The sequence below is a fragment of the Bacillus sp. 0909A genome (assembly GCF_036765115.1).
Lineage (GTDB): Bacteria > Bacillota > Bacilli > Bacillales > Bacillaceae > Bacillus > Bacillus mojavensis.
Genome location: NZ_JBAIZU010000005.1, coordinates 68140 through 92145, shown reverse-complemented (window position 1 = coordinate 92145; position 24006 = coordinate 68140). Strand labels below are relative to the sequence as shown.

Genomic DNA, 24006 nt, shown 5'->3' with positions numbered 1-24006 from the left:
AAGAACGACAAAATTGGAGGCTATGGTTACATGGAAACGTCAGCCCTTTTGAAACAGCAAATTGCGAAAGAAATAGGTTTATCACAAAAACATGTTGAAAGCGTCATCCGCCTGCTTGAGGACGGCAACACAGTTCCGTTCATTGCCAGATATCGAAAAGAGCAGACGGGTTCAATGGACGAGGTTCAGATCCAGACCATTTCTGAACGATGGCAATACATACAAAACCTGAATCAGCGAAAAGAAGAAGTGATCAGGCTAATCGCTGAGCAGGATAAACTAACAGATGAATTAAAACGCAAAATTGACCAATCCGTAAAACTTCAGGAAGTAGAAGACCTCTACCGCCCGTATAAACAAAAGCGCAAAACGAAAGCGACAGTTGCCAAAAGCAAAGGTCTTGAGCCGCTTGCTGACTATATCATGACCCTTCCGCAAGATGACCGCCTTGCAGAAACAGCAGACCAATATATCAGCGAAGAAAAAGAAGTGTTCACCAGAGAAGAAGCCATTGAAGGCGCCAAGCATATTATTGCGGAACAAATCTCGGACGAACCGAATTTCAGAAAATGGATTCGCCAGGAAACCTTTAAAAAAGGAACGATCAAGTCAGCTGCCGGAAAATCAGCAGACAGAGATGAAAAAAACGTCTACGAAATGTACTACGAGTATGAAGAGCCAATCGCAAAGGTCGTTCCGCACAGAGTGCTTGCCATGAATCGCGGCGAAAAAGAAGACATTTTAAAGGTGTCTATCGAACCGCCAGCAGATCACATTAAGACTTATTTAGAAAAACAAATCATCAAAAACCGCTCAACGTCTGTAAAAGACATTTTGCAGGAAACAATTGAAGACAGCTACAAAAGACTGATTCAGCCTGCCATTGAACGTGAAATCAGAAAAGAGCTGTCAGAAAAAGCAGATGAACAGGCGATTCATATTTTTTCTGAGAACCTCAGAAAGCTTCTCCTTCAGCCGCCGATGAAAGGCAAGACGGTTCTCGGTGTAGATCCGGCTTTCCGAACAGGCTGTAAGCTGGCAGTGTCAGATGAAACCGGGAAAGTCTTAAAAATTGATGTGATTTACCCGCATGCACCTGTCAAAAAAACGAAGGAAGCTCATGAGAAAGTGAAAGCGATTCTAGAAGAGTATCAAGTGGAAATGGTGGCGATTGGAAACGGCACGGCCTCCAGGGAGACAGAGCAATTCATTGTGAATGTGCTGAAGGACACGCCGCGTGATATTTATTATGTGATTGTCAATGAAGCGGGGGCAAGCGTCTATTCGGCTTCTGAGCTTGCCAGAGAAGAATTCCCTGAGCTTCAGGTCGAGGAACGCAGTGCAGTATCCATCGCACGGAGAGTTCAAGATCCGCTTGCGGAACTTGTCAAAATTGATCCGAAATCTGTAGGTGTCGGACAGTATCAGCATGACGTCAGCCAAAAACGCTTAAATGAATCCCTGCGCTTTGTCGTTGAGACAGTGGTAAACCAGGTAGGAGTAAATGTCAACACAGCTTCCGCGGCGCTGCTTCAGTATGTAGCGGGATTATCAAAGTCCGTAGCGGGCAACATTGTCAAAAAGCGGGAAGAGCTCGGTAAATTTTCGAATCGAAAAGAACTGAAAGATATTCCAAGGCTCGGCGCGAAAACCTATGAACAATGTATCGGCTTTTTAAGAGTGCAGGAAGGGACAGAGCCTTTGGACAGAACAGGGATCCACCCGGAAAGCTATAAAGAAACAAAAACGCTTTTGAAAAAGCTCGGTGTTTCAACAGAGCAAATCGGCACGGCGGAATTGAAGGACAAAATTAACAAATTAGAGCTTTCTGAAACAGCAAAAGAACTGGGAATCGGTGAAATTACGCTCAAAGACATTTGTGAACAGCTGACAAGACCTGAACGTGATCCGCGTGATGAGGTGCCTAAGCCTCTGCTGAAAACAGACGTCCTTCAACTGGAGGATCTGAAAGAAGGAATGGAGCTGCAGGGCACCGTGCGCAATGTAGTGGACTTCGGAGCGTTTGTTGATATCGGAGTCAAACAGGACGGGCTTGTGCACATTTCAAAACTCAGCAATCAATTCGTCAAGCATCCGCTTGATGTTGTATCCGTCGGTGACATCGTGACGGTTTGGGTTGACGGTGTCGATGTGCAAAAAGGCAGAGTATCACTGTCTATGGTAAAATAAAAGCACTGCTTACGAGCAGTGTTTTTTCCTATAGAAATACCAGCATTGATTCAGCAGTTTAATTTGATAATTATCTTTTTCAAGGAACGCTTTTTGCATCTGTTTCTTCAGCCAATTTGGCATAGGCTCATTCCTCCTCAGCTTTTATATAAGAGGGGCGGTGATTACCCTATTGTATGCGAACAGTGAATTGTCCCGTTCAATGTTTTTTTAGTGAGGTGCACCATGGATAACAAAGAGCTGCAAAAGCTTACAGAGGATATTTCCAACACATTTTTCAAAAAACCGTTTCGACATCAGGCTGTTTTCAACGACAGACTTAAAACGACCGGCGGAAGATACCTGTTAACCTCTCATAACATCGAATTGAACAGAAAATATTTGATTGAGCACGGCAGAGAGGAACTGATCGGCATTATCAAGCATGAGCTGTGCCATTATCACCTTCACCTTGAAGGAAAAGGATACAAGCACAGGGACAGAGATTTCAGAACGCTTCTCCAGCAAGTCAATGCGCCCCGCTTCTGTACGCCTCTAAAGAAAAAAACAGAAAGCAACAAAACATATAGGTATATATGTACGGCTTGCGGCCAACAGTATATAAAGAGACGCGCCATGAATCCTGACAGATACAGATGCGGAAAATGCCGCGGGAAAATAAAAAGAATTTTTTCGTAAAAAAGGTTGACGAAACTGGCAAGCCTATGTTACATTATAAAAGTCGTCACGAGAGATAAATAAAAAACATTTCCTCTTGACTCTGAATGACAAACCTGATATAATGAATCTTGTCTCATTATTCCACAGTAGCTCAGTGGTAGAGCTATCGGCTGTTAACCGATCGGTCGCAGGTTCGAATCCTGCCTGTGGAGCCATATTTGGAGAAGTACTCAAGTGGCTGAAGAGGCGCCCCTGCTAAGGGTGTAGGTCGCGTAAGCGGCGCGAGGGTTCAAATCCCTCCTTCTCCGCCATAAGATTGCGATATAAGTTCTCAACCATCGGCCCGTTGGTCAAGCGGTTAAGACACCGCCCTTTCACGGCGGTAACACGGGTTCGAATCCCGTACGGGTCATTCCATTTTCGTTGGGCTATAGCCAAGCGGTAAGGCAACGGACTTTGACTCCGTCATGCGTTGGTTCGAATCCAGCTAGCCCAGCCATTTTTATTTTTTGAAATTAAATAGTAAGAGCCATTAGCTCAGTTGGTAGAGCATCTGACTTTTAATCAGAGGGTCGAAGGTTCGAGTCCTTCATGGCTCACCATTTGTCTTTTTGCGGGTGTGGCGGAATTGGCAGACGCGCTAGACTTAGGATCTAGTGTCTTACGACGTGGGGGTTCGAGTCCCTTCACCCGCACTTTATTTACAAAGTGCACGCAAATTGGTTTTACTAGGTTAAGAGCCTGAAAACCAGCACAACATTTTAATAGTCACGCGGTCGTGGCGGAATGGCAGACGCGCTAGGTTGAGGGCCTAGTGGGTGAATAACCCGTGGAGGTTCAAGTCCTCTCGGCCGCATCAATGATACCAAGGGTTTTGACGTCCTTGGTATTTTTTTGTGCTTGTTTTTAGATTGTCTGCTGCCCACAAACTGCCCACTTACCTAAAGTAAGTTATCTTTTTAAATTATTAGGATAGGTGTTCATGAAACATTTCTTGTTGTTTTGATATTTTCCTTTAAAGTGGCAGGTAGTGTTTATATACTTGATTAATCAAAAAAAATTGATTAAAATGTAAAAAAAGAAAGGGGATATGGGATGCTTCTTATAAGAACTGCAAAAGAATCGGATGTAAATAGAATATTAGATATTTATAACCAAGGCATAGCTGATCAGATTGCTACATTAGAAGTAGAAGAAAAAGATATTGATTATATGGCAAATTGGTTTTCTAATCGTGAAGGGAAATATAAGGTCCTTGTTGCTGAAATAGACGATTGTGTAGTAGGGTGGGTTTCTCTAAATCCATATTCTCACCGTTGCGCATACCAAGGTGTTGCTGATTTATCTATATATATTGATCGTAATCATCGAGGAAAAGGTATAGGTAAAGAACTTTTGTCGAATATTGAAAAAGAAGCAATTAAATCCAAGATACATAAGATCGTGTTATTTACATTTCCTTTTAATCAATTAGGGCAGGGTTTATATGCTTCAATGGGGTATCGCGAAGTTGGTATATTTAAAGAACAAGGGAAAATCGACGGTCATTATGTAGATGTAATGGCAATGGAGAAAATACTTACAAAGTAAACAGGTCTCTAAAGAGAGACCTGTTTTTTTATATTAATCACAACAGCAGGATGTTTTAGCAACAGAAGGTTTTGGTGTTAGTTTACAAACTCCTGTTTCAGGTAGTTTTAATTCCACACGTTCAGCAGATTCCTTATCACCAGTGATATATGCCACAACAGAGCGAGCCTGCTCGTAACCAGTAGCTAATAAGAATGTCGGTGCTCTTCCGTAACTTTTTGAGCCAATAATATAGAAGTTTTTTTCAGGCTGTCTTAATTCTTTTTCGCCATGTGGTCGAACAGTTCCGCAGCTGTGGATATTAGGATCAATTAAATTAGCCAAATCTGGCACGCACTCTAAAGCAGAATCAAATGTATGGCGAATTTCTTTTAAAAACTGAAAATCTGGTCTTGCACCTGTATTCGCAATAATTTCGTCTACATCCTTAATTATTTTTTGTTCCTGTTGCTGGTATCCAAAAATATTTAATTTACCGTCAGATGTGGGTGCGATATTTTCAATGAACGATGAAGGGTACGATTTAATAAGTCCATTTTCTAAGATGCCCCGTAATTTTATCCCTAATTGCCCTCTAGCAGGCAACTGATCATTTCCTTCTCCCCCGAAAACTTCTGTAATATCCTGTTTTCTTAGAATCCAGATGATCTCTGTATTTTCAGTTTGCTCTTTTAACTGTGTTAAATCTAGCAAAGTATTTACAGCTGAATGACCACTCCCAACAACTGCAACAGTCTTATTTTTATATCGATTTCGATCCCGATTTAAAATATCTGGAATCCCATAATAAATCTGATTAGAAATCCTTTTTTCAGCATCAGTTATGAGTCCTTCAGCGTTTATTGGATTTGGATTTTGCCAAGTACCTGTAGCGTCAATAACTGCTTTTGCCTCATATATTTTCTCTTCAGTGTTGTTTACTTTCACTCGAACGATAAAGGATGCTTGATCTCTGCCTTTTGTTTTGACTTTATCAAACCCTTTTTTTCCAACATGAAGAACAGGGCTGTTCACATGGATATAAGGTTTCAATTCAGGCAGTTCCGTTAGTGGTTTTAAGTATTTGGAAACAATCTCTTCTCCTAGTGGGAGTTCATCTTTTGGAGGAAGAGGAATATCGTGTTTTTGTAATAATTCTTTTGCTGCTTGGTCTATATTATATTCCCAGGGTGAAAACAGCCGTACATGCCCATAACTTAAAAAGTTGGTTCCGATTTCTTTTCCTGATTCAAACAGAATAAATGATTCGTTTCTTTTAACAAGATGAGCTGCTGCCGCAATTCCTACTGGTCCTCCTCCAATAATGGCTACTGGTAATGTTTTTTTCATAATATGTATCCCCCTATAAATCAATTTTTTTTGATATATAAATTGAAAATAATTCCCTTCCTAGCGAGAAGGGCGGAATAAACAGCATAATTCTGCTGATAGCAAATGGTTTATTTCTTTTTCGTTCAAGGAGTAATAACTCCATGTACCTTTTGTTTCTTTTGTAATTAAGCCTGCATCTAATAAAATTTTTAAGTGATAAGATAATTTAGATTGTGGCATCTGAATTTCATCGATTAAATCACATACACAGGTAGAGCCACGGTCACAAAGAATGTGTAACAAATGAAGCCTTTTTTTATCAGATAATGCTTTAAACTTTTTTTCGTAATGTTCAAAGGTCTCTTGCAACTGTTTATTCTCTAGAGGTATTTGTAGCATTTTGAAGTCCTCCGCTGGTTGATTAATCAATTAATTTTGATGTACTAATCATAAGTGAAATTAGAAAGGAAATCAAGAAAAAATCAATTTTTTTTGATGATTAAATTCCTACTTGTTTATATAAGCGTTGACTTATATTATTTTCTTATTATACAATGTGCGCAAGGAGGGGGGAGGAGAAATGACTACTCAATCTAATCTTGAAGCTGTTAATGTGGTACATTGCTTAAAAATTTTAAGTGATCAAACGAGGCTCGTAATAATGAAACTTCTTCAAAATAAGGAATACTGTGTTTGTCAGTTAGTTGATATGTTTCAAATGAGTCAACCTGCTATTAGCCAGCATCTCAGTAAATTAAAAAAAGCAGGACTTGTACATGAATCTAAAAAAGGGCAATGGCGGTTTTATTCTATAAACCAATCTTGTCCGGAGTATGATTTGATACTGTCTATTCTTAATAAGATTGATTGTCGCGATACGTTGTTACAGTCAATTAAACAAAAAGAAACTCAGGTTTCTTGTCGTTAGGAGGTTCTAAGTTGTTATCGATAATCTTAGCTGCACTTATTTTTGTGCTGACTCTTGTATTTGTTATTTGGCAGCCAAAAAATTTATCTATTGGCTGGTCAGCTTGCGGAGGCGCTGTATTAGCCTTAATTGCAGGGGTTGTTAATTTTCAAGATGTTATAGAGGTGACGGGAATTGTTTGGAATGCAACATTAGCGTTTATTGCGATTATCATTATTTCTCTAATTCTCGATAATATAGGTTTCTTTGAATGGGCAGCCTTACATATGGCTAAGGCAGCCAAAGGTAATGGTGTGCTGATGTTTGTTTATGTGACGATACTGGGGGCAATTGTTGCAGCGTTTTTTGCGAATGATGGTGCTGCTCTTATCTTAACTCCAATTGTTTTGGCTATGGTTCGAGCCTTAAATTTTCAAGAAAAATTGGTTTTTCCATTTATTATGGCAAGTGGGTTTATAGCAGATACTACATCCTTACCACTAGTTGTCAGTAACCTTGTCAATATTGTATCAGCAGATTTCTTTCACATTGGATTCATTGAATATGCATCCAGAATGATTATTCCAAACCTGTTCTCGCTTATTGCGAGTATCATTGTTCTTTACCTTTTCTTTAGAAAAAGCATTCCAAAACGTTATGATCTTTCTGAAGTTAAAAAGCCTGTGGAAGCTATAAAAGATCAGAAAATGTTTCGTATTTCTTGGGTTGTTTTAGGAATCTTGTTAGTTGGCTACTTTATAAGTGAACTGTTTTCAATACCTGTTTCCATTATAGCTGGTATTATTGCTATCTTATTTCTCGCAATGGCTCAAAAGAGTTCAGCCGTTCAAACGAAGCAAGTTCTTAAAGGCGCACCATGGGCAATTGTATTTTTCTCAATAGGTATGTATGTTGTCGTATATGGATTACGAAATGCAGGTTTAACAGATGTTCTATCTGATATTATCCAAGCTGTTTCTAACCAAGGATTGTTCGTGGGTACTATTGGGATGGGCTTTATTGCAGCTATACTGTCTTCTATTATGAATAATATGCCTACCGTTATGATCGATGCATTAGCGATTGCCGGCACAGATGCACATGGGATAGTGAAAGAAGCATTAATATATGCAAATGTGATAGGCTCTGACTTAGGACCTAAAATAACACCAATTGGTTCACTGGCTACACTTTTATGGTTACATGTTCTATCTCAAAAAGGTGTGAAAATTTCTTGGGGAACATACTTTAAAACAGGAATTATCTTAACAATCCCAACACTATTTATTACACTTGTTGGTCTTTATATTTGGCTTATGATTATTCATTAAACTTTCAAGGAGAAGATGAAAATGTCAAAGAAAACAATTTACTTTTTATGTACTGGAAACTCTTGTCGCAGTCAAATGGCTGAAGGATGGGGTAAAAAATACCTTGGAGATGAGTGGAATGTATACAGTGCAGGAATTGAAGCACATGGATTAAATCCGAATGCTGTCAAAGCTATGAAAGAAGTTGGTATCGATATCTCTAATCAAACGTCAGACATTATTAATCCTGATATTTTAAACAATGCTGATTTAGTTGTTACACTTTGTGGTGATGCAGCTGATAAATGCCCGATGACGCCTCCTCATGTAAAGCGTGAGCATTGGGGATTTGATGACCCAGCAAAAGCACAAGGCACAGAGGAAGAGAAATGGGCATTTTTCCAAAGAGTTCGTGATGAAATAGGGGATAGGTTGAAGGAATTTGCTGAAACAGGTAAATAGAATGGAATGTTTTCTTTACAAAGGATGCATTTTTTAAATGTGTCCTTTTATAAATATAACAAACGTACATTCTTGCCCTGAATCACATCATTGTAATTAAACGTACACGCTCTATTCTTTTAGAAAAAAAGAGCAGACAATTATGGCTGTCTGCTCCAAGTTTTTAATTTCAAAGAAAAAATAAAAATCAATCAAATTCATTCCAATTATCTAAGTATCGGTATAATGTTGTTTTACTGATACCCGTCTCTTTAGTAATTTGCTGAATGGTATACTTTTTGCTTCGATACATCTCCATAGCACGGCGGACATTATGGTCAGGTTTTCTCGGACGTCCTGTATTTTTCCCCTTTAATTTTGCCTCTTGAATTCCAACCTTTGTGTTTTCACTAATAATATCAAATTGAAATTCGCTGACTCTTTCTAAAAAATCGAAGAAAATGGAGCCGCCTATTTTTGAGGTGTCCACTTTATCTAAAATTGAAATAAAGTTGATTTGTTTTGTTTTGAAGAATTGAATGATATCAATTAGGTTTTTTGTAGAGTCAGCAATACTGTACAACTTATAAATGACTATGGTATCCCCGATATTTAAACTTCTACATAATGACTCAAATTCTGGTCTGTTTTTTGCTGAATTTGTTTGTTCAATATAGATTTTTTTACAGTTGAATTCTTTAAGTGCGGCTAGCTGTTTTATTACATCCTGATCTTGACTAAACGGACGCGCATATCCAAAAATCAAATCATCAACCCCTGATGAATTTTGTATATTTTATTATAACAAAATAAGATGGATAGCGCAGAGTGTACCGTTAGTTCCAAAAAAGATCCATTTTGGTACAAAAAATTGTAGACATTTGAATTCTTGTTTGTTACATTTTAAATAGTTACAAACGGACCTGACTTCTATGAGAGTTAGAAGTCAACAAAAATAATCATAAAGAGGTGTACTGTATTTTATGTTAAAAAAATTAAATATGGAGTGGTTCTCAAATATAAAAGGGGACTTATTAGCTGGTATTGTCGTTGCTTTAGCATTAATACCTGAAGCCATTGGTTTTTCCATTATTGCAGGAGTTGACCCTATGGTAGGCTTGTATGCATCATTTTGTATTGCCGTGGTGATTTCCTTTGCAGGAGGAAGACCTGCTATGATTTCTGCGGCTACAGGGGCTATGGCTTTGTTAATGGGAACATTGGTGAAGGATCACGGGTTACAGTATCTGTTTGCTGCTACGATACTGACAGGTATTATCCAAATCATATTTGGGGTTCTGAAAGTGGCGCGATTAATGAAATTTGTACCTCGTTCGGTTATGGTAGGTTTTGTTAATGCGCTGGCCATTTTGATTTTCATGGCGCAAGTTCCTCATTTTGTTGGAATATCCGGTATGACCTATGTGTTTGTCGGCATAACATTAGCCATTATTTATTTGTTCCCGTTTATTACAAAGGCTGTTCCAAGTCCTTTAATAGCGATTGTATTTCTCACAGTCGTTTCTATTTGGGGTCACTTTAATGTTCAAACAGTTGGAGACTTAGGGACAATTAAACAAGCCTTACCAAGCTTTTTAATTCCCGATGTTCCATTAAACTTTGAGACGCTGTCAATTATCTTCCCGACTTCTATTGCTCTAGCTGTCGTTGGTCTGCTTGAGTCACTATTAACGTCTTCAATTGTTGATGACATGACTGACACAGATAGTAATAAAAACCGGGAAAGCCGAGGACAAGGCATTGCCAATATCGTTGCTGGATTTTTCGGCGGTATGGCTGGATGTGCGATGATCGGTCAATCTGTTATTAACGTAAAATCTGGAGGGAGAGGGAGACTGTCAACCTTTACGGCTGGTGTGTTCCTCATGTTTTTAATACTCGTTTTAGGTGAATGGGTTGTTCAAGTGCCTATGCCTGCTTTGGTTGGTGTTATGATTATGGTTTCAATCGGAACATTCGATTGGTCTTCGCTACGAACACTTAGAAAAGTTCCACTCACTGATACAGTTGTCATGATTGTTACTGTGATTACAGTTGTAGCTACAGATAATTTATCCATTGGTGTAATTGTAGGAGTCATATTAAGTGCCATATTTTTTGCTTCTAAAATTTCAAGAGTAAGGGTCGATATCACTTCTGTTTCAGATAAAGAAGTTGTTTATGATATTAAGGGTCAAGTGTTCTTTGCTTCTGTTCAAGATTTTGTGAATTCATTTTCATATGAAGATGTAAAAGAGCGTATCGTGATGAACTTTTCCGAGGCACATATTTGGGATGATTCAGGTGTCGCGGCAGTGGATAAAGTGGTCTTGAAATTCAAAGAACATCATGCAGAGGTTAAATTAGTTGGCTTAAACGAGTCAAGCCATAATTTGATTGAAAAGCTTGCTACTTACAATAATCCTAACGCACAGCCGTCAGGTCATTAAGGGGAAGGTGAAGGGGTATGTATAAAAATATCTTGTTGGCAGCTGATGGATCAGAACATTCATTTCGATCAGCAGAACATGCAATCCGTTTAGCAAAACTGGTACCTGATTCAAGAGTGGAAATCATTTATGTTAAGGACTTTTCAAAAGCAAAAAGTGAAGTGCTTCATACTTCAAGTACTGAAGAATTGGAAATGGAAAGACGTAAGAAGTTAGACCCGGTTATAAAAAAATTTGATCAAGCTGGTGTACAACATGATTTAATAATGAAACATGGAGAACCAGGACCTACAATTGTCTCTTATGCAAATGAAAATCAATTTGATATGCTCATAGTAGGCAGCAGGGGATTGAATTCATTACAGGAGATGGTGTTGGGCAGTGTAAGCCATAAAGTTGCTAAACGTGCGAACTGTCCTGTGCTGATTGTAAAGTAATTGTTGAACAAGTCGATTAAGAATAAAATCGGCTTGTTTTTTTGTGTAGCCATATGAACTGGACACCAATGAAATATATTAATTAACACTGTCTGTTTATGAAAAGCACTACTTCATTTTTACAAGGAAAATCAATAATATAAAAAAGGGTAGTACGGACGTTTATTGTTTGTGCTCACCATTTTTTAACCATAATTCATATAAACGTATGGAAATGATGGCAAATGAATATAAGGAATGTAATGAAAATAAGCTTTCATAACCAATGATATGGATTTACTATGTTGAGGGCCTAGTGGGTGAATAACCCGTGGAGGTTCAAGTCCTCTCGGCCGCATCCCAATAATACCAAGGGTTTTAGACCTTTGGTATTTTTTTGTTTATTTTTAAATGATCTGCTGGTGTCTCTACAATGATGATGGTTTATTTGTTTTATACTGAAATAATTTATTATTCACCACATGCAATAGTGGTTATAACCATTTCACTAAAGCAGGAGGCGGCGGAGATGGCGAATATGAAACGGTTGGCATTGCACCGGGAATTGGAAAGAATTTAGGGCTGTGTTTGAAAAATACGTCCGTCAGAAAGGTGTTTTTGACCAAGTGAATATTATTATGGCGCTCACCATGCAGGAAAGTGGTGGGCGTTCTTTAGATATTATGCAAAGTTCCGGAAGTATTGGCTTACCTTCTAACTCCATAACTGACCTAGAATACTCGATTGAAGTCACTGATTATCTTCATGAACAAGGAAATTTAATGCTCTTTAATGAATATTATCTTATGAGTATTGAAGCAAGACGAAAAATTAAAAAAGGGGAGATTATTAATGAAAATCAGCCGGATTCTATTGGCAGCAGTGATTTTAAGTAGTGTATTTTCAATAACTTATCTGCAAAGTGATCATAATACTGAGATCAAAGTTGCCGCAGATAGGGTAGGGGCATAGGTTGCTAAAATAATTAGAAAAAGCTTAATCTTTTTGATTAAGCTTTTTTATAAAAGATAGATACGAAAAGAAGGAAAGTGAAATGGAATACTCATTATTAGAAAACGGCATAGATTCATTAAAGAAAGCTAAAACTAACATAGAAGAGTTTGAGAAGTATCATCAGGAAAGTAGTTATCACTTTTTAAAAGATGCGATTATATTTCTTAATCATGGAATAGAAATTTTATTGAAATACATATTGTCAAAGCAAAATGAATCATTAATATTTACTGATATAAATTTATATATGGAAGCAAAAGAAAAGTTAAAGAATGAAAGTAAGGGTAAGAAAAACCCGTTTGAATTTAATAACAAGCGAAACGTTTTTGACGTTGATTTGGGCAACGGCAATAAAAAGAAACAATTGTATAAAATTAATTTGAATGAAGCAATTAAAAGAATTAAGTTTTATTTGATATAGATATGCCAGAAGATGTTGAGACGGCAATAACTCTTATTAATGACTATCGAAATCATATAACACATCATTCAATCATTTTAGATGAACCCAGTGTTAATGAGTTAGTTGAGAAGATAAAATTTTTATATAGTCATATACTTGATTTTTTCCAAGAACATATCACAGAAAGAAACGTAATGAAGGAAGTGGATGCGGAGAGATACCTGTATACAAAGCAAGAATGGGAACAATATCAAAGAGAATTGGAAGATTTTCATTATGAGAGGGCAATGAGTCGTATATCGCTAGATGCTGATGAAATGTAGTGTTAATTGGTCTCAGTAAGGTGCCCAATTTGTGCCCAGAATTCATGATAAATGATGAAAATAGGTGTAAATAAAATATATAGATGCTTAGAATAAAGGCTTTTGTAACCCATGATATGTTTTTACTAGGTTGAGGGATTGAGGGGCTATCTAAAGAAGAAAACATACCAAATAATACTGGTATGTTTTTTTATGTTTTTAGTCTTATAATATTGACTTTTGTGTAACACAAAAGATTATACTGAAAAATGATTTTTAACAGAAAAGGGTGGAATCATATGAGTTTATGGTTTACTGAAAAACAAACAGATTCTTTTGGTATAACAGCTAAAGTGAAAAGAACTCTGCAGTCTGAAAAAACGGAGTTTCAACAGCTTGATATATTTGAAACAGAAGAATTCGGAAATATGCTCACACTTGATGGAATGGTGATGACTACAGAAAAAGATGAATTTGTATATCACGAAATGATGGTACATGTTCCGTTATTTACTCATCCAAATCCAAGAAAAATCCTTGTAGTCGGAGGAGGGGATGGTGGTGTCATTCGTGAAATATTGAAACACCCATTAGTTACTAGTGTAGTTCAAGTAGAAATAGACAGTAAAGTAGTTGAGTACTCTAAAAAATATCTTTCAGGGTTTGCTGAGAATATAGCTGATACGCGTTTTGATTTGCGAATTGAAGATGGTTATATGCATATTCTTGAAAGTGAAAATGAATATGATGTAATTCTAGTCGATTCAACTGAACCGGTTGGACCAGCTGCTAATTTATTTACGAAAGGTTTTTATGCCGGTATATCAAAAGCATTGAAAGATGATGGCATATTAGTTGCTCAATCTGATAATCCATGGTTTAAAGGTGATCTCATTCAAACGGTTATCAAAGATGTAAAAGAGATTTTCCCTATTACTAAATTATACACTTGTAATATACCCACTTATCCAAGTGGTTTATGGACTTTTACTATGGGCTCAAAAAAGCATGATCCTTTAAATATTGATAAAGATAGATTTTATGACACTGGAAGCAAATATTATACAAAGGAAATTCATAACGCAGCGTTTGTTTTGCCTAAGTTTGTAAGTGATTTATGTAATGATTAAATCTAAAAACACTTAAACAGTGATTAAAAAAGGCATACTGTAACAAGTATGCCTTTTTTAAATGAAAATTTTAGACTAAGAAAGCAGTTTTAACCCAATAGCCGCACATAAAATCATTGAGATGAAGAGGATTCTCCGCCATTCTTTAGGTTCACCGTATATAAACATCCCGACTAATGCGGCTCCAACTGTCCCGATGCCAGTCCAGATAGCGTAAGCGGTACCCATAGGGATACTAGTCATAGCTTGTGAAAGGAAGAAGAAGCTTAATGTGAATGCTACAATGAGGACACATATGGATTTAATATCTTTCCGGATGACAAAGCGATTAATCCCGGAAACTCCAATAACTTCACATAAGCCGGCTAATATTAAAAGCAACCAAGCCATTATTCATGTCCTCCTTCCGGCTCTGTTGAGTCTTTAGTTATGAGTTTCAATCCAATTACTCCTGCCAGAAGCAATAAGATTAATAATATTTTTATGAGTTGAAAAGGTTCTCCAAATAAGAGCATTTCAGCTGTAACAGTACCAGCCGTACCTATTCCAGTAAATACTGCATATACAGTGCCTACTGGTAATTTATTTGAGGCAATAATTAATAGCCAGAAACTTAAAACGATTGCTACAATCGTTAATATCCATTCAATCAAATTTGTTGAATGTTTTAACCCAGACACCCAGCCGATCTCCAAAATTCCGGCAACTAATACATAGAACCAATTGCGATTCATAACGATCCTCCTTAGATATTTAATTAAAGATTTACTTAAGATCAAGTTATATCAAGATAACTGTTATTAACATAACCCTTTGTGTAACAAAAAAGTCAAGAAAGTCTGAACATATCATGATGAAGAATAAAAGAAGGTGAAAAGACATTGTTAAAAGAGCTTTTATCAATTAGTGAGATGGCTAAATTAAGAAGAATAACTGCTGAAACGTTAAGACATTATGATCGTGTTGGGCTATTTAAACCTGCATATATTGACCCGAATACGGGTTATCGTTTTTATTCGATTTATCAATATGAGGTTCTTGGGACAATAAAAGAATTGCGTCAAATTGGTATGACTCTTGAAGAGATCAAAATTTTTTTAACAGAAAGAAATACGGAAAAATCAATCAGAATCCTAAAAGAAAAACATAAAGCATTGCAAAGAAATATAAAAGAATTAATCGATCTAGAAAAAAGTATAAATGAAAAGATAGAAAATTTTCACAGGGTATCTGAGGAAGGGGTGCTCCCGGGGATAAAAATCTATTCCTTAGAAGAACGGTTTTTCATTACGAAAAACACGAAAATATCAAATGATTTAGAACTAAGTTATGGGGTTATTGAAATTGAGAATCTGATGCTGGAGAAAGCACCACTTGTCGCAAGTAATCGTTTAGGGGTTTTAATTGAAGAGGAGGATCTTCTTTCAAATCATTATTCAGCGCCGACAACTTTAATTGCTAGAACCAATCATATAAAAGATATCCCTGAGGAATATGTGATTCGTATACCAAAGGGGGAATTTGTGTGTTTAAGACACTACGGAGAAATATGGGATAGAACGGATAGTTTAACCCAATTGATAGCCTTCATCAAAGAACAGGATTACAAACTTGCTGGGAATGCACTTCAAATGGTTCAAGTGGATATTTCAATAACAGATGAGCCGAACGAAGCTATGTTTGAAATTCAAATTCCTGTAGTGAAACATAAAAAACGTTAGTTAAAGTTGTATGGTTGACATTTGGGTCGCACAAGAGTTTATGCTATCAGCATATTAGCAAAGGAGGGATTTATATAATGGAAAAGAAACAATTTTTAGCGTACTCAGGCCTTCCGACTTTTTGGAGAACTCCACAAACAAGAGATGTAACAAACGTAGATATAGCGGTTATGGGGGTCCCTTTTGATGTAGGTGTTTCAAATCGTCCAGGCGCTCGATTTGGACCAAGATCTATTCGTCAGATGTCATTGCATGCGGGGAATTTTCTTTATCCTTATAAGTATGATGTCAAAGAAAAGTTGAACATTATTGATTACGGCGATGTTGGAGCAAATATCGGTGAAAATTCTACAAAATTAATGATTGACGAAACTTATTCTCATGCTTCTAAGATATTAAAGTCAGGAGCGAAATTACTAACATTAGGCGGAGATCATACTATCCCTTATGGTTTGGTTCGAGCTGCCTATGAGAAGCATGGTAAGATTGCGCTTCTTCATTTTGATAGTCATCAAGATTCTCTGTCTGGAAATGATGGTGAAATATTTCATGGTACATTTGCAAATGATATAGCGGAAATTGGTTATGTTGATGCTTTGAGATCAGTACAAGTGTTTATTAGGACCAATATGCCGAATGATCAAAATTATAATATCATATACGCAAATGAAGCCTTGGAAATGTCTACAGAAGAGTTAGCACAAAAAATTAAGAGCATTATTGGAAATATGCCTGTCTATATAACGTTTGATATAGATTCACTTGACCCAAGTGTTGCACCCGGTACAGGGACACCTGTTGTTGGTGGACCGGATACTTACAATATAAGACGGTTACTGCAGGAATTAGCTGGGTTAAATGTCGTTGCGGCTGATCTTGTGGAAGTCTCTCCAATGTATGATGCTGGCGAGGTCACATCATTAGCATCTGCGACAATTGCCACTGATTTGATATATTTACTAGCGCAAAATATTAAAAGATAAATAGAATTAAAACATCTTAAGGCTGTTTTTCGATTTCTGGTCAGGAGCAAGTATAATAAGATGTTTAAAAAGTTTACTCTTAAAAGATCATCGTGGGAAGTGCATAACAACCAATTATTCAGCGGTTTAATTATCCTAAAAACAGTGCCCAATTTGTGCCCAGAATTCATAAAAAATGATGAAAATAGGTGTAAACAAAATAAACAGATGCTTTGGTTAAAAGCTTTTGTAACCCATGATAGGTTTTTATTAGGTTGAGGGCCTAGTGGGTGAATAACCCGTGGAGGTTCAAGTCCTCTCGGCCGCATCTCAATAATACCAAGGGTTTTTAGACCTTTGGTATTTTTTTTGTTTATTTTTAAATGATCTACTGGTGTCTCTACAATGATGATGGTTTATTTGTTTATACTGAAATAATTCATTATTCACCGTATGCAATAGTGGTTATAACCATTTCACTAAAGTAGGAGGCGGCGGAGATGGCAAATATGAAACGGTTGGCATTGCACCGGGAAGTGGAAAGAATTTAGGGCTGTATTTAAAAAGTACGCCCGTCAGGAAGGTGTTTTTGATCAAGTTATGGCGCTCACCATGCAGGAAAGTGGTGGGCGTTCTTTAGATATTATGCAAAGTTCCGAAAGTATTGGCTTACCTCCTAACTCCATAACTGACCCAGATACTCGATTGAAGTCACTGATTATCTTCATGAACAAGGAAATTTAATGCTCTCTAATGAATATTATCGTATGAGTATTGAAGCAAGACGAGATTATTCTGTTATATCGGATTTCTACAAAACAATGTCTTAAGTTATCATTGATTTGGGTGCCCAATTAGTGCCCTGAATTCATGAAAAATGATAAAATAAGTGTAAATAAAGTGGCTATTTTAAAATTAGAATCAATTCATTATCGTAAAAGCAAAAATAACTAATCGGCGAAGAAAGGATGATCAGTCAAATGAAAACATTAGTTATCGTTATACACCCTAATTTGGAAACGTCTGTTGTCAACAAAACCTGGATGAATCGTTTAAAGCAAGAGAATGACATTACGGTTCATGACCTGTACGGTGAATACCCTGATTTTATCATTGATGTAGAAAAAGAGCAGCAGCTCCTGTTAGATCATGAGCGTATCGTTTTTCAGTTCCCAATGTATTGGTACAGCAGTCCCGCGTTACTCAAACAATGGGAAGATGATGTGTTAACACATGGCTGGGCTTTTGGAACTGGAGGAACGAAATTGCATGGAAAAGAACTACTCTTAGCTATCTCCCTAGGCGCACCGGAATCTGATTATCAAGCAGGCGGAGACTATAATATCACGATCAGCGAGCTTATCAGACCGTTTCAAGTCACTGCTAACTATATAGGAATGCGTTTTCTTCCTGCGTTTACACAATATGGGACACTTCACCTTTCAAAAGAAGATGTTAAGAACAGTGCGGAGAAATTGGTTGACTATCTTAAAGCTGAGCGTTGATTCGGTATTCGCGAGGGAAGCTGAAACAAATTATGTGTTGTGAAAATAAGGGTTTGTAATAGATTTTAATAAAATTAATTTCAAAGTTACATCGAATACTGAAATCAGGGGAGCATAGAGCGAGGGCTTAAAATTAATGACAGCAGGGCAATGAGTACATATTTCTTGATGAAATGTAGAGTTCCTTGGTCTCTAATCGGTGCCCAATTTGTGCCCAGAATTCATGAAAAATGATGAAAATAAGTATAAATAAAATAAACAGATGCTTTGAATAAAAGCTTTTGTAACTCATGATATGTTTTTACTAGGTTGAGGGTCTGCCTTAGAAAACCATACCAAAACATCTTGGTATGATTTTCTATGTTATAATCATTCAATTCACAAATAACTTCATTTTGAGAATAGTAAAGATTAATCTTCCCAATCCTCATCTTCATCTAAGTCCTCTTTACCTTTTTCAAGTCGCTGAAGAAAAAATTCAAGAAAATGACTTGCAGCAGTATAACCATATCCTTCACTGTTATCCCAAAGAATAACCGGACACCCTCCATCTACCATTTTGTTTGTATCAAGACAATAAGAGAATTCATCTATATGCTCTATAACAACAAGACCTGGTATAAGACCGTAAAATGTTCTGTATTCTTTTGTTTGCTCTACAACTTCAGCGCCTTCAGAGTCATAACCAAGGATCATTGTTCCGTATGCACCACCAGAACCATACTCTTTTAAAAACCATTTATAACTTTCGGGGAGAGAAACTTCAAGTTCTTCTTCTATCTCATGAATCTCTTTCTCGCTGACTCCTCCAGTGATAATAGAGAATTCTTTGTTTTCTCCATAAAATTCACCTCTTACTGTTGTTTTTCAAATTGTTGTGCTCTCCATCACCCGATTTCATTACTATAACCGTTTTTCCACCACTGAATATTAAAGCGTACCACTAAAAATAATTACATCTGATCGATAAGTGAACCTGACGGAATCATGAATTTCGCCAGGTTCTTTCTGTGTTCTGGGTCATGTTAAATCAAAGTAATTTAGGTAAACATAAAGGTATTTTATATTTTTGTATAAGTTTACTTTACTATTGTATAAGGTCAGTTTATAATTTGGTTCAAGAGGTGATTGTCATGAAGAAAGATTTTGGTGATTCGATCTCAAATAAGGTTTATGAATATCGTGTACTTGCCAGATTGTCTCAGCAAGAATTAGCAAAGAAAGTCGGGGTTTCCAAACAAACCATCTTTGTAATGGAAAAAGGAAATTATGTTCCGACTCTGCTGTTAGCTTTTCGAATTGCCGAATTTTTTAATGTGGATGTAAACGAGATTTTTACTTATGAGAAAGGAAATGATCAAAAATGAAAGTGAATTCGATCACAGATACTATCACTAACGCAATTTTTTCTCCTTTAAGGTCTTGGGCTGAACATTCTCCGGGTAATTGGAGTATTCTTATTGGTAGTGGGTTTGTATTGCTTGTAGTCGGATTGATTCTGACATTCGTATTTACTAAAAAAATGGGTAAGACTGACGAAAGAACAAACCAAATCGCTTTAAAAGGTAGCCTCTGCACGTTATGTGCACTAATTTTTTGCGACTTGCTTTTCCCAAAAGAATATATGTGGCAAGTTTTCTTCTTATTTAAGTATTCTATTGCATTCTTCGCTTCAGGAATCTATCTAGCCGTTCGATATAAAAAAGATTTTTTAAACTAAAGAACTAAATGGAAAAATGTAAATTCAATTATCAATAAATATAGTGGCTCTGTAGTTTTAATTATTTTTAGAGAGGAATTTTTGTTGCAAGTGTATGTGGCATTAAAAAAGTGCTGACCCCTGCACAAAACTTGTTGCGCGAGTCTGCACTTTTATTCTTCAAGATACACTGTCCCTTATCTCGATTAAGGGAGTGTATTTAATCCGTTTTTAGCCGCACTGATACTTGGCTTTTAGAAGCTTTTTTTAAATGGCTAAAACCAACAAATTTTTTGCCTTCTTCATCCCATAGTCGGAATTTTAACGACTTAAGACTTGTGGCCAGTGTAATGGTCGGAACGTTTTGCAATGGTTCAGTGTTGTTATGTACTTCTTCAAGCTTATAGTTTGGGACTCTCGGGCTTAAATGATGGACATGATGGAAACCGATGTTGCCTGTTAGCCATTGCATGATTCTTGGAAGCTTATAAAAAGAGCTTCCTTCCACTGCTGCTTTTACATATTCCCAATGCTCATCTTCTTCAAAGTAAGAATCCTCAAACGTATGCTGAATATAAAACATCCAAATTCCGAGGGATCCCGATACCATAAAAATTGGCGCTTGAACCAGCAGGAAGTTTTGCCAGCCGATAGCCCAACATAAAAGTGCTGCCAAAGCGACGATCCCCAGATTCGTTACATACGTATTTATCCGTTCTTTGCGTTTTGCCCCTTTACGATTAAAACGATTGGTAATCCCGAAGACGTAAATCGGCCCAATAATAAACATGACAAACGGATTTCTGTACAAACGGTACATGATTTTTGTCTTCATTGAGGCTTCCTTATACTCCTCAACAGTCAGTACCCAAATATCGCCTGTACCGCGTTTGTCCAGGTTGCTGCTTGTCGCATGATGGACAGAATGGTCGTGTGCCCAATGATCAAAAGGATGCAGAGTTAGAATTCCTGTTATTGTTCCAAGGATTCGATTCGCCCTTCTGTTCTTAAAAAAGGAATAGTGGCAGCAATCATGAAAGATGATGAAGGTTCTCACCAAAAACCCGGCCGCAACGACAGAAATGGCTAGTGTAAGGAAATAAGAAATCGACAAGCTCTTATATGCCAAAAACCATAACAGGAAAAATGGTACCAATGTGTTAATGATTTGATAAATACTTTTTTGTAAATCGGACTTTTCGTAAGGGGTAACCAGTTTTCTCAAAGTCCTTAGGTTTTCTTTACTCATTTATTAAAGTTTCCCCTTCCCTAATGTTCTTAATCTCAGTATAGAAAACGTTTTATTCCCTTTGAAGTCCCAGCTGTCATACTCCATATATGATAAGTATCATGGTTTTGTTATAACTTGCCAGTCAGCTAAGGATCCTTTTCAAGTGCTGTCAAATGGAGCGATTTTTCAATCCGTCTGTAAAATAATCGGAAATGCGAAATTGATTTCCAGCTTAACTAAATCTTTATTAGCAGGGACAGCCTGGAAACAAAAGTCGTATAAAGATTATACCCATCTCTTTATCGAGCCAAACTCTTTCCTTGCTCTCCTATGGGAATCGGTTTATTTAGACCGTGAACCTTGATTGAGAAACAAACATGGTAATGAAGAAAAGGAAGATGATTTGAGATCAAGTTTTATTTTTTTAAGAGGATCTTGGCAAATGGGGATATACCATGGTGACGTTTGTAAACATCTGCAGAAAATAAAGCTTTACCAGTGAACAGTCCTGTTTTTAGCACTTGAACAAGAATCGGCTGAGCTTTGGAAAGAAATTCTTAACAATCAATAATGAAGTACGATTAAGCAAAGAAAAGGGTTGAAGCCACTCGCGACTCATTTTCACGGTGTTTTCAAACCATAGTTATTGAAGGCCTCTTTTTCTGAATGTTTAACAAATAATGCCACGAATAAAACAATAATATTAATTTGCATTTATTTCCGTTTCGTGTTATTCTAAAGAAGAATTATTTTTGTTCGTGTAAAGGATAGTATGAATATTGACTTTTCGTCTTGATGATACTTTGGGCAGGGATAGTAATTAAAATGTGCGGTAATGCACTAGGAGGCAACAAAAATGGAACAAGGTACAGTTAAATGGTTTAATGCAGAAAAAGGTTTTGGATTTATCGAACGTGAAAATGGAGACGACGTATTCGTACACTTCTCTGCAATCCAAGGTGACGGATTTAAATCGTTAGACGAAGGTCAAAAAGTAACGTTTGACGTTGAGCAAGGTGCTCGTGGAGCTCAAGCTGCTAACGTTCAAAAAGCTGCTTAATCTTAAAACGTTTATAGAAACAGGCTCTTTATATGGGGGCCTGTTTTTTTACGTTCTCTATAATACTAAAACTCAAAAAAAAACCCTACTCAACGTGTGAGTAGGGAGATGTTACAAGGTAATAGCAAAAGATTTAACGCTTCAAAGGTTTGTTTATAGTATAACACACTGGATTGACAATATGCGGAATGTATATAAATTATTTATTTTTCTTTTCGAATACAAGTACATACTATTCTTCCTTTTTTCAAAACCGGTGGAGATCGGTTGATTTAGACCGTGAACATTGATTGATTGAGACCATTAATACGAATTGAACAGGCTAAACAATGAATGACAGTTTGGAGACATCTGCAGAAACAAAGCTTTACTAGTGAACAGCCCTGTTTTTAAAAGAATATCTTGCACTTGAACAAGAAACAGCTGAACTTTTTTAAAAAAATTTTGGGGTTTCAAACCGTAGATATAAATAAGCCGTCTTAGACCATGTTATAAATTGGATGCGGGATTATTGACATTTTCTATTTAGCTTACGCTTCTGCACAGAATCCAATCTTTATCAAATATGCATGATGAAAACGATAATATTTAATTGCAATTATTTCCGAATCGTGCTATGATAAAGAAAGATTATTTTTGTTCGTGTAAAGGATAGTATGAATATTGACTTTTCGTCTTGATGATACTTTGGGCAGGGATAGTAATTAAATGTGTGGTAACACACTAGGAGGCTACAAAAATGGAACAAGGTACAGTTAAATGGTTTAATGCAGAAAAAGGTTTTGGATTTATCGAACGTGAAAATGGAGACGACGTATTCGTACATTTCTCTGCAATCCAAGGTGACGGATTCAAATCGTTAGACGAAGGTCAAAAAGTAACATTTGACGTTGAGCAAGGTGCTCGTGGAGCTCAAGCTGCTAACGTTCAAAAAGCTTCTTAATCTTAACTCGTTTATAAAAACAGGCTCTTAATATAAGAGCCTGTTTTTTTGCGTTCTCTATAATACTAAAACTCAATAAAAAACCCTACTCAACGTGTGAGTAGGGAGATGGTACAAGGTAATTGAAAAAAGATTTAACGCTTCAAAGGTTTCTTTACAAGTATAACATAATGGATTGACAATATGCGGTAATGTATATAGGTTATTTATTTCTTTTCAAACACACCTGCATCTTATCAGGATTTTAAAAATCATAGGCCAACGCTATGTGTCTTGTACCAACCGCCAAAAGTGCCACGCTAAACGGGAGTCATCCATGATGATAATTCCGACACTCTCCTTCCTTTAATCCATCACATCAGAAGAAGTTTATGTATATTCTCTTATTATCAACGGTGAACAAAAAGGACCATCCCTTTTGTAAAGAATCATCCTTTTTTTAGGTATTCTTGAAATTAAAATAACATTTCATAAGACTCAGCAATATTTTTACGTTGACCATATATTTAGATGTTACCAACCCGCGTATCTCTTTTATGAAAAGAAAATAAACAATCACAATTCACTGTCGCAGTGGATATAAGAAATTCTTAAAAATAGAGGGGAGATTGATTGATTTTTTCTAGAAATAATCACTTAGCTATTCCTAACACGATGAAAGCCCTACCTCTCTTCCATCCTTACGGCTCCTTGTCCGTGCCAGTGTGAATCAGGATTACAAAAATCAAGTGACTAATTTATCGAGTTTTTTGATAAAACTT

General features: G+C 36.7%; 27 protein-coding genes, 7 tRNA genes and 4 pseudogenes. 30 read left to right on the top strand and 8 right to left on the bottom strand.

What is annotated here, in order from left to right; all coding sequences use genetic code 11:
* The first annotated feature begins 30 nt into the window (after positions 1-30).
* Positions 31-2190, top strand: coding sequence for a Tex family protein (locus V6D42_RS16910; protein WP_333514011.1), 2160 nt, complete (start codon positions 31-33; stop codon positions 2188-2190).
* Between the two features lie 9 nt (positions 2191-2199).
* On the opposite strand, the gene cmpA is transcribed toward V6D42_RS16910, so the two are convergent.
* A complete protein-coding gene (gene cmpA, locus V6D42_RS16905) occupies positions 2200-2313 on the bottom strand; it encodes a cortex morphogenetic protein CmpA (protein ID WP_003225207.1) in 114 nt (37 codons plus the stop codon).
* 102 nt (positions 2314-2415) lie between these two features.
* On the opposite strand from cmpA, the gene V6D42_RS16900 reads away from it, so the two are divergent.
* From V6D42_RS16900 to V6D42_RS16860, 9 genes are all read left to right on the top strand, one after another.
* Positions 2416-2868 carry a SprT family protein gene (locus V6D42_RS16900; protein WP_333514010.1) on the top strand — a complete coding sequence of 151 codons (453 nt, stop codon included), beginning with the start codon at positions 2416-2418 and terminating at the stop codon, positions 2866-2868.
* Between the two features lie 122 nt (positions 2869-2990).
* Positions 2991-3065, top strand: a tRNA-Asn gene (locus V6D42_RS16895).
* Positions 3066-3070: 5 nt separating this feature from the next.
* A tRNA-Ser gene (locus V6D42_RS16890) sits at positions 3071-3161 on the top strand.
* A 29-nt stretch (positions 3162-3190) separates the two neighbouring features.
* Positions 3191-3262, top strand: a tRNA-Glu gene (locus tag V6D42_RS16885).
* Between the two features lie 12 nt (positions 3263-3274).
* Positions 3275-3349 (top strand) — tRNA-Gln (locus V6D42_RS16880).
* 27 nt (positions 3350-3376) lie between these two features.
* Positions 3377-3452, top strand: a tRNA-Lys gene (locus tag V6D42_RS16875).
* An 11-nt stretch (positions 3453-3463) separates the two neighbouring features.
* A tRNA-Leu gene (locus tag V6D42_RS16870) sits at positions 3464-3545 on the top strand.
* A gap of 77 nt (positions 3546-3622) precedes the next feature.
* Positions 3623-3706 (top strand) — tRNA-Leu (locus V6D42_RS16865).
* Between the two features lie 239 nt (positions 3707-3945).
* Positions 3946-4440, top strand: coding sequence for an arsinothricin resistance N-acetyltransferase ArsN1 family A (locus tag V6D42_RS16860; protein ID WP_333514009.1), 495 nt, complete (start codon positions 3946-3948; stop codon positions 4438-4440).
* A gap of 33 nt (positions 4441-4473) precedes the next feature.
* On the opposite strand, the gene V6D42_RS16855 is transcribed toward V6D42_RS16860, so the two are convergent.
* Positions 4474-5769, bottom strand: coding sequence for an NAD(P)-binding domain-containing protein (locus tag V6D42_RS16855; protein WP_333514008.1), 1296 nt, complete (start codon positions 5767-5769; stop codon positions 4474-4476).
* A gap of 60 nt (positions 5770-5829) precedes the next feature.
* Positions 5830-6150, bottom strand: a complete 321-nt coding sequence (locus V6D42_RS16850; RefSeq protein ID WP_333514007.1) for an ArsR/SmtB family transcription factor — start codon at positions 6148-6150, stop codon at positions 5830-5832.
* A gap of 181 nt (positions 6151-6331) precedes the next feature.
* Here V6D42_RS16850 and V6D42_RS16845 point away from each other — a divergent pair, with 181 nt between their 5' ends.
* Genes V6D42_RS16845 through arsC form a run of 3 tightly spaced genes read left to right on the top strand, consistent with a single transcriptional unit; the run spans position 6332 to position 8430 of the window.
* Entirely contained in the window at positions 6332-6679 is a 348-nt protein-coding gene (locus V6D42_RS16845; protein ID WP_333514006.1) for an ArsR/SmtB family transcription factor, read from the top strand.
* Between the two features lie 11 nt (positions 6680-6690).
* Positions 6691-7989 carry an arsenic transporter gene (locus V6D42_RS16840; protein ID WP_333514005.1) on the top strand — a complete coding sequence of 433 codons (1299 nt, stop codon included), beginning with the start codon at positions 6691-6693 and terminating at the stop codon, positions 7987-7989.
* Between the two features lie 21 nt (positions 7990-8010).
* Positions 8011-8430: an arsenate reductase (thioredoxin) gene (arsC, locus tag V6D42_RS16835; protein WP_333514004.1), complete on the top strand. Its 420-nt coding sequence runs from the start codon at positions 8011-8013 to the stop codon at positions 8428-8430.
* A gap of 187 nt (positions 8431-8617) precedes the next feature.
* On the opposite strand, the gene V6D42_RS16830 is transcribed toward arsC, so the two are convergent.
* The gene (locus V6D42_RS16830) at positions 8618-9175 is read right to left on the bottom strand and encodes a recombinase family protein (RefSeq protein WP_333514003.1); all 558 of its coding nucleotides are present in this window, start codon (positions 9173-9175) and stop codon (positions 8618-8620) included.
* 217 nt (positions 9176-9392) lie between these two features.
* On the opposite strand from V6D42_RS16830, the gene V6D42_RS16825 reads away from it, so the two are divergent.
* The 8 genes and pseudogenes from V6D42_RS16825 (at position 9393) to speE (ending at position 14124) form a co-directional block, all read left to right on the top strand.
* Complete coding sequence (locus V6D42_RS16825; protein ID WP_333514002.1) at positions 9393-10859, top strand: SulP family inorganic anion transporter; 1467 nt, start codon at positions 9393-9395, stop codon at positions 10857-10859.
* Positions 10860-10876: 17 nt separating this feature from the next.
* On the top strand, positions 10877-11296 hold the full coding sequence (locus V6D42_RS16820; RefSeq protein WP_333514001.1) for a universal stress protein: 420 nt from the start codon (positions 10877-10879) through the stop codon (positions 11294-11296).
* A 498-nt stretch (positions 11297-11794) separates the two neighbouring features.
* Positions 11795-12027, top strand: a pseudogene (locus V6D42_RS16815) (lysozyme family protein); the annotation flags it as partial.
* Positions 12013-12171: pseudogene (locus V6D42_RS16810) on the top strand (tetratricopeptide repeat protein); the annotation flags it as partial. The pseudogenes V6D42_RS16815 and V6D42_RS16810, both read left to right, overlap by 15 nt.
* Positions 12128-12247 (top strand): phosphatase RapI inhibitor PhrI, encoded by a 120-nt coding sequence (phrI, locus tag V6D42_RS16805; protein WP_010886415.1) that lies wholly within the window; start codon positions 12128-12130, stop codon positions 12245-12247. The pseudogene V6D42_RS16810 and the gene phrI, both read left to right, overlap by 44 nt.
* Before the next feature lie 82 nt (positions 12248-12329).
* Positions 12330-12710 carry a hypothetical protein gene (locus tag V6D42_RS16800; RefSeq protein WP_333514000.1) on the top strand — a complete coding sequence of 127 codons (381 nt, stop codon included), beginning with the start codon at positions 12330-12332 and terminating at the stop codon, positions 12708-12710.
* Between the two features lie 2 nt (positions 12711-12712).
* A complete protein-coding gene (locus V6D42_RS16795; RefSeq protein WP_333513999.1) occupies positions 12713-13015 on the top strand; it encodes a hypothetical protein in 303 nt (100 codons plus the stop codon).
* Between the two features lie 278 nt (positions 13016-13293).
* Positions 13294-14124 (top strand): polyamine aminopropyltransferase, encoded by an 831-nt coding sequence (speE, locus tag V6D42_RS16790; RefSeq protein WP_333513998.1) that lies wholly within the window; start codon positions 13294-13296, stop codon positions 14122-14124.
* Between the two features lie 75 nt (positions 14125-14199).
* Here speE and V6D42_RS16785 read toward each other — a convergent pair whose 3' ends face one another.
* Both V6D42_RS16785 and V6D42_RS16780 read right to left on the bottom strand, forming a co-directional pair.
* Positions 14200-14514, bottom strand: a complete 315-nt coding sequence (locus V6D42_RS16785) for a DMT family transporter (RefSeq protein ID WP_333513997.1) — start codon at positions 14512-14514, stop codon at positions 14200-14202.
* Positions 14514-14858, bottom strand: a complete 345-nt coding sequence (locus V6D42_RS16780; protein WP_333513996.1) for a DMT family transporter — start codon at positions 14856-14858, stop codon at positions 14514-14516. Before V6D42_RS16780 ends, V6D42_RS16785 begins: the two co-directional genes overlap by 1 nt.
* Before the next feature lie 147 nt (positions 14859-15005).
* Here V6D42_RS16780 and V6D42_RS16775 point away from each other — a divergent pair, with 147 nt between their 5' ends.
* The 5 genes and pseudogenes from V6D42_RS16775 (at position 15006) to V6D42_RS16755 (ending at position 18312) form a co-directional block, all read left to right on the top strand.
* Positions 15006-15845 carry a MerR family transcriptional regulator gene (locus V6D42_RS16775; RefSeq protein WP_333513995.1) on the top strand — a complete coding sequence of 280 codons (840 nt, stop codon included), beginning with the start codon at positions 15006-15008 and terminating at the stop codon, positions 15843-15845.
* Positions 15846-15922: 77 nt separating this feature from the next.
* On the top strand, positions 15923-16828 hold the full coding sequence (speB, locus tag V6D42_RS16770; RefSeq protein WP_333513994.1) for an agmatinase: 906 nt from the start codon (positions 15923-15925) through the stop codon (positions 16826-16828).
* A 469-nt stretch (positions 16829-17297) separates the two neighbouring features.
* A pseudogene (locus V6D42_RS16765) lies at positions 17298-17518 on the top strand (lysozyme family protein); the annotation flags it as partial.
* Positions 17506-17595: pseudogene (locus V6D42_RS16760) on the top strand (hypothetical protein); the annotation flags it as partial. The pseudogenes V6D42_RS16765 and V6D42_RS16760, both read left to right, overlap by 13 nt.
* A 192-nt stretch (positions 17596-17787) precedes the next feature.
* Positions 17788-18312 (top strand): NAD(P)H-dependent oxidoreductase, encoded by a 525-nt coding sequence (locus V6D42_RS16755; protein ID WP_333513993.1) that lies wholly within the window; start codon positions 17788-17790, stop codon positions 18310-18312.
* Positions 18313-18723: 411 nt separating this feature from the next.
* Here V6D42_RS16755 and V6D42_RS16750 read toward each other — a convergent pair whose 3' ends face one another.
* Entirely contained in the window at positions 18724-19131 is a 408-nt protein-coding gene (locus tag V6D42_RS16750) for an SMI1/KNR4 family protein (protein WP_333514093.1), read from the bottom strand.
* A 314-nt stretch (positions 19132-19445) separates the two neighbouring features.
* On the opposite strand from V6D42_RS16750, the gene V6D42_RS16745 reads away from it, so the two are divergent.
* Both V6D42_RS16745 and V6D42_RS16740 read left to right on the top strand, forming a co-directional pair.
* Positions 19446-19679 carry a helix-turn-helix transcriptional regulator gene (locus V6D42_RS16745; protein ID WP_003240464.1) on the top strand — a complete coding sequence of 78 codons (234 nt, stop codon included), beginning with the start codon at positions 19446-19448 and terminating at the stop codon, positions 19677-19679.
* Positions 19676-20032: a DUF2178 domain-containing protein gene (locus V6D42_RS16740; RefSeq protein WP_333513992.1), complete on the top strand. Its 357-nt coding sequence runs from the start codon at positions 19676-19678 to the stop codon at positions 20030-20032. The genes V6D42_RS16745 and V6D42_RS16740 overlap by 4 nt, the downstream gene beginning before the upstream one ends.
* A 199-nt stretch (positions 20033-20231) precedes the next feature.
* On the opposite strand, the gene V6D42_RS16735 is transcribed toward V6D42_RS16740, so the two are convergent.
* A complete protein-coding gene (locus tag V6D42_RS16735) occupies positions 20232-21260 on the bottom strand; it encodes a fatty acid desaturase (RefSeq protein ID WP_333513991.1) in 1029 nt (342 codons plus the stop codon).
* A gap of 838 nt (positions 21261-22098) precedes the next feature.
* Here V6D42_RS16735 and cspC (V6D42_RS16730) point away from each other — a divergent pair.
* On the top strand, positions 22099-22302 hold the full coding sequence (cspC, locus tag V6D42_RS16730) for a cold shock protein CspC (RefSeq protein ID WP_010333136.1): 204 nt from the start codon (positions 22099-22101) through the stop codon (positions 22300-22302).
* A 739-nt stretch (positions 22303-23041) separates the two neighbouring features.
* A complete protein-coding gene (gene cspC / locus V6D42_RS16725; RefSeq protein WP_010333137.1) occupies positions 23042-23245 on the top strand; it encodes a cold shock protein CspC in 204 nt (67 codons plus the stop codon).
* The last annotated feature ends 761 nt before the right edge of the window (positions 23246-24006 follow it).

Excerpts from the sequence above, each read along its gene's own strand:
- V6D42_RS16745 (WP_003240464.1), top strand. The coding sequence starts at position 19,446 with ATGAAGAAAGATTTTGGTGATTCGATCTCAAATAAGGTTTATGAATAT.
- V6D42_RS16735 (WP_333513991.1), bottom strand. The coding sequence starts at position 21,260 with ATGAGTAAAGAAAACCTAAGGACTTTGAGAAAACTGGTTACCCCTTAC.
- cspC (WP_010333136.1), top strand. The coding sequence starts at position 22,099 with ATGGAACAAGGTACAGTTAAATGGTTTAATGCAGAAAAAGGTTTTGGA.
- V6D42_RS16845 (WP_333514006.1), top strand. The coding sequence starts at position 6,332 with ATGACTACTCAATCTAATCTTGAAGCTGTTAATGTGGTACATTGCTTA.
- cmpA (WP_003225207.1), bottom strand. The coding sequence starts at position 2,313 with ATGCCAAATTGGCTGAAGAAACAGATGCAAAAAGCGTTCCTTGAAAAA.
- V6D42_RS16820 (WP_333514001.1), top strand. The coding sequence starts at position 10,877 with ATGTATAAAAATATCTTGTTGGCAGCTGATGGATCAGAACATTCATTT.
- V6D42_RS16780 (WP_333513996.1), bottom strand. The coding sequence starts at position 14,858 with ATGAATCGCAATTGGTTCTATGTATTAGTTGCCGGAATTTTGGAGATC.
- V6D42_RS16910 (WP_333514011.1), top strand. The coding sequence starts at position 31 with ATGGAAACGTCAGCCCTTTTGAAACAGCAAATTGCGAAAGAAATAGGT.
- V6D42_RS16825 (WP_333514002.1), top strand. The coding sequence starts at position 9,393 with ATGTTAAAAAAATTAAATATGGAGTGGTTCTCAAATATAAAAGGGGAC.
- speB (WP_333513994.1), top strand. The coding sequence starts at position 15,923 with ATGGAAAAGAAACAATTTTTAGCGTACTCAGGCCTTCCGACTTTTTGG.
- V6D42_RS16855 (WP_333514008.1), bottom strand. The coding sequence starts at position 5,769 with ATGAAAAAAACATTACCAGTAGCCATTATTGGAGGAGGACCAGTAGGA.
- V6D42_RS16755 (WP_333513993.1), top strand. The coding sequence starts at position 17,788 with ATGAAAACATTAGTTATCGTTATACACCCTAATTTGGAAACGTCTGTT.
- V6D42_RS16860 (WP_333514009.1), top strand. The coding sequence starts at position 3,946 with ATGCTTCTTATAAGAACTGCAAAAGAATCGGATGTAAATAGAATATTA.
- cspC (WP_010333137.1), top strand. The coding sequence starts at position 23,042 with ATGGAACAAGGTACAGTTAAATGGTTTAATGCAGAAAAAGGTTTTGGA.
- V6D42_RS16900 (WP_333514010.1), top strand. The coding sequence starts at position 2,416 with ATGGATAACAAAGAGCTGCAAAAGCTTACAGAGGATATTTCCAACACA.
- V6D42_RS16740 (WP_333513992.1), top strand. The coding sequence starts at position 19,676 with ATGAAAGTGAATTCGATCACAGATACTATCACTAACGCAATTTTTTCT.
- V6D42_RS16850 (WP_333514007.1), bottom strand. The coding sequence starts at position 6,150 with ATGCTACAAATACCTCTAGAGAATAAACAGTTGCAAGAGACCTTTGAA.
- phrI (WP_010886415.1), top strand. The coding sequence starts at position 12,128 with ATGAAAATCAGCCGGATTCTATTGGCAGCAGTGATTTTAAGTAGTGTA.
- arsC (WP_333514004.1), top strand. The coding sequence starts at position 8,011 with ATGTCAAAGAAAACAATTTACTTTTTATGTACTGGAAACTCTTGTCGC.
- speE (WP_333513998.1), top strand. The coding sequence starts at position 13,294 with ATGAGTTTATGGTTTACTGAAAAACAAACAGATTCTTTTGGTATAACA.
- V6D42_RS16795 (WP_333513999.1), top strand. The coding sequence starts at position 12,713 with ATGCCAGAAGATGTTGAGACGGCAATAACTCTTATTAATGACTATCGA.
- V6D42_RS16800 (WP_333514000.1), top strand. The coding sequence starts at position 12,330 with ATGGAATACTCATTATTAGAAAACGGCATAGATTCATTAAAGAAAGCT.
- V6D42_RS16785 (WP_333513997.1), bottom strand. The coding sequence starts at position 14,514 with ATGGCTTGGTTGCTTTTAATATTAGCCGGCTTATGTGAAGTTATTGGA.